This window comes from Protofrankia sp. CiT1 (genome assembly GCF_917627335.1).
Taxonomy (GTDB): Bacteria; Actinomycetota; Actinomycetes; order Frankiales; family Frankiaceae; genus Protofrankia.
Genome location: NZ_CAKJTP010000282.1, coordinates 1 through 2,828 on the forward strand (window position 1 = coordinate 1; position 2,828 = coordinate 2,828).

The window sequence follows — 2,828 nt, forward strand, 5'->3', positions numbered from 1 at the left end:
GCGCAGGTAGGCCACCAGCGCCTCACCGACGTCGACAGGCAGCGGGATCCGCTCATACCTGTCGCCCTTGCCGTGCACGACGACTTCGCCGTGGCGCCAGTCGATGTCGTCGAGGCGTAGCTGGGCAGCCTCGCTCGCGCGCAGCGCCAGCCTGTAGACGACCGTCAGTAACGCCCGGTCCCGCAGGCCCACCCGGGTGCCCGGGTCGCACCGTGCCAGCAGCGCCTCGGGCTGGCCCGGCGCGAGCGCTTTCGGTAGCCCTGCGAGCCGGCGCAGTGCGACGCGTGGCACCGCGCCCACCAGTGGCTGGTCGACCAGCGCGTTCACGTGCAGGAAGCGCAGCAAACAACGTAGCGCGCTCAGCCGGCTGGCCGCCGTCACAGCGTGGCTATCCCGGCTGGAGGAGACAACGAACGCCGTCACGTCCGCGGTGGACAGACCCCACGCGCCGCCGTCGACGTCGGGGACCCGTATCGCGACAAACGGACGGACGAGGTCGATGTTGTGCTGGACGGTCGACGCGACCAGCCCGCGTTCCTTCCGAAGATAGCCCGCATACCGGGCGAGGAACCGTTCCCCGGTCGGTTTCGCGGGTCTCTGCTGGACGCCGCTGCGACTGAGGTGGTCCAGCAGTGGGTCGAGGGCCTGGACGGAGACCAGCGTGGTGTGCCCGTCCTCCCGCCGCTGTGCGACGAAAGCCCGGGTCACCTCCTCGGCGTCGAGTCGCTGGTCTTCCATCCACTGGCTCAGGTGCGCCATCAGCAGCAGTTGCCGTGCCGCTGAGTCCTGGCAGTACCCCCGCCGCGCCAGGTCACCGCGGAACCCCTCCGCGTACCTGGCCAGCGGTCCGGCCACCTGAACCCGATCAGGATTCCGCATGGCCTTCTCCCTTCCTTCGTGTCCGGCATGGGCACGAAGGACAACGGAGATCGACCGGCGGTTATCCCGACACCGTCACCGAGGCCGCCGCCCGCACCCAGCGGCGGCCCCGCCAGGTCGGCATAACGAACGCGTCTCCATAAAAGACACAACAGAAGGTCTCCGGCCGGCTGGCCTCCGAGGACGTCACCAAGGACCGCCTCACCCTACGAAGCTACGTCGCCTCGGCCGTCAAGAACGGCCAGAACGCCCTGACCGCGATCCGCGGCGCTCTCCTCGGCAACCCGTGGGTCCCGCCAGCACCGGCCTGACCAGCCAGAACCGCCACAAGCCCCGGCCGGACCACGGCCGACCCGGACTCACTTCGCGCTTCCCGCAGACACGTCAAGATCTAAAGGACGTGAATGTTTACCTGACGGGGGCTCGGGAAAGCCTCGTCGGCCCGGCGCGGAAGGCACCTTCGGGTTCTCGGTCATGATCCGGACGGCGCCGCAACGGTGCCGTCCGGCGGGCGGGTCAACTGGCTCGACCGGCTCGGGGCGGCGGCCGGCTCGGCCTGCGGCGAGCGCTTGCGGGCCAGGACCAGGCTTGTCAGCGTCGTGATCGCCATGGCGCCGATGCCGACCAGCGCCGCCGTGGTGTAGGCGCTGTCGTCGGGGAAGAGGTGGCCGAGGCCGGTGCCGGCGGACAGGATCAGGCCGCCGATGGCGCTGCCCAGGGAGTACCCGACGCTGCGGACGACGTAGTTGAAGCTCATGGCGCTCGACGTCTCGCTCTTGGGGGTGACGGCCAGGATGACGCCGGGCATGGCGGCCGCGAAACTGCCGACGCCGAAGCCCAGCACGCTCATCGCCAGTAGCAGGTCGACCAGGTTCGACCGGGCGGTGACGAACAGGACGAACCCGCCGCCGACGATGACGGCGCTGCCGGCCAGCAGGAACGGGGCGTCGATCCGCTTGAGCATCCGAGGCGTGAGCTTGCCGGCGACGAACCCCAGCACGGAGAACGGGATCAGGACCAGCCCGGCGACGAAGGTGGTCAGTCCGAAGCCGTAGCCGGCGCTGTGCGGCGTCTGCGCATAGCGGGTGATCAGCGTGAGCAGGAGGTACATGCCGATCGCGCCGACGAACATGGCGATGTTCGCTCCGGCGACCGCCGGGTGCCGCAGCGCCTTGAGGTCAATCAGCGGCGCCTTGCCGCGCAGCCCGGTGACAGTCCAGACAGCGAGCAGGACCGCGGCGACGACGGCCAGCACCACTGTCACGCTGAGGTCGTGGCTCCACAGGCTCCGCTCGCCGGCCAGGTACAGGACGAGGAACAGTCCACCCGCCAAGAGGAGCGCGCCCACCGTGTCCACGTGGGCGGAGCGGCCCGCGGGTGCTTCGGGCATGAAGCGCCAGGCCGCTAGAAAGGCGATGGTGGTGACGAACAGGCCGAGGCCGTAGGCGGCGCGCACTCCGCCCACTTGGGTGAGCAGGCCGACGAGGGGGTAGCCGGCGCCGGCTCCGATAATGGAGACCACCGAGATCAGGGAGATGGTGGCCGCGCTGCGCTGCTTGGGGAGGTGGTCGCGGGCCACGCCCATCATCAGCGCAGTCAGACCGAGCCCGATGCCCTGCCCGGCCCGGCCGACCAGCAGCCAGGCGAACGGCAGCGGCAGCACGGTGAGCGCGCTGCCGACGACGACGACCGCCAGCGTGGCGAGAATCGTGGCCCGCCGGTGCGGACCGGCTCCGAGCCGGCCGAGGACCGGCGTGGAGACCGCGCCGCTGAGTAGTGCGATGGTCAGCGTCCACTGCGCGCTGTTGAGCGAGACGTGGAACGTGGTGGCCACGGTGGTGATGAGCGGCGTCCCGAGGCTGGCGACCGCCGCCACGACCAGGGCGATGAACATCAGGGAGGGGACCAGCATCCGCGGCTCGGACTGCTCCCGGGGAGTGCTCATCGGC

Annotated in this window: 2 protein-coding genes; both read right to left on the minus strand. The window is 70.4% G+C overall.

Annotated features, from left to right (window positions below; all coding sequences use genetic code 11):
• Positions 1 to 879 (minus strand): tyrosine-type recombinase/integrase (locus MJ785_RS21515; protein WP_239382672.1); only part of this gene is annotated, 879 nt, incomplete at its 3' end.
• A gap of 472 nt (positions 880 to 1,351) precedes the next feature.
• Positions 1,352 to 2,824: an MFS transporter gene (locus MJ785_RS21520; protein ID WP_370653027.1), complete on the minus strand. Its 1,473-nt coding sequence runs from the start codon at positions 2,822 to 2,824 to the stop codon at positions 1,352 to 1,354.
• Positions 2,825 to 2,828: the final 4 nt, after the last annotated feature.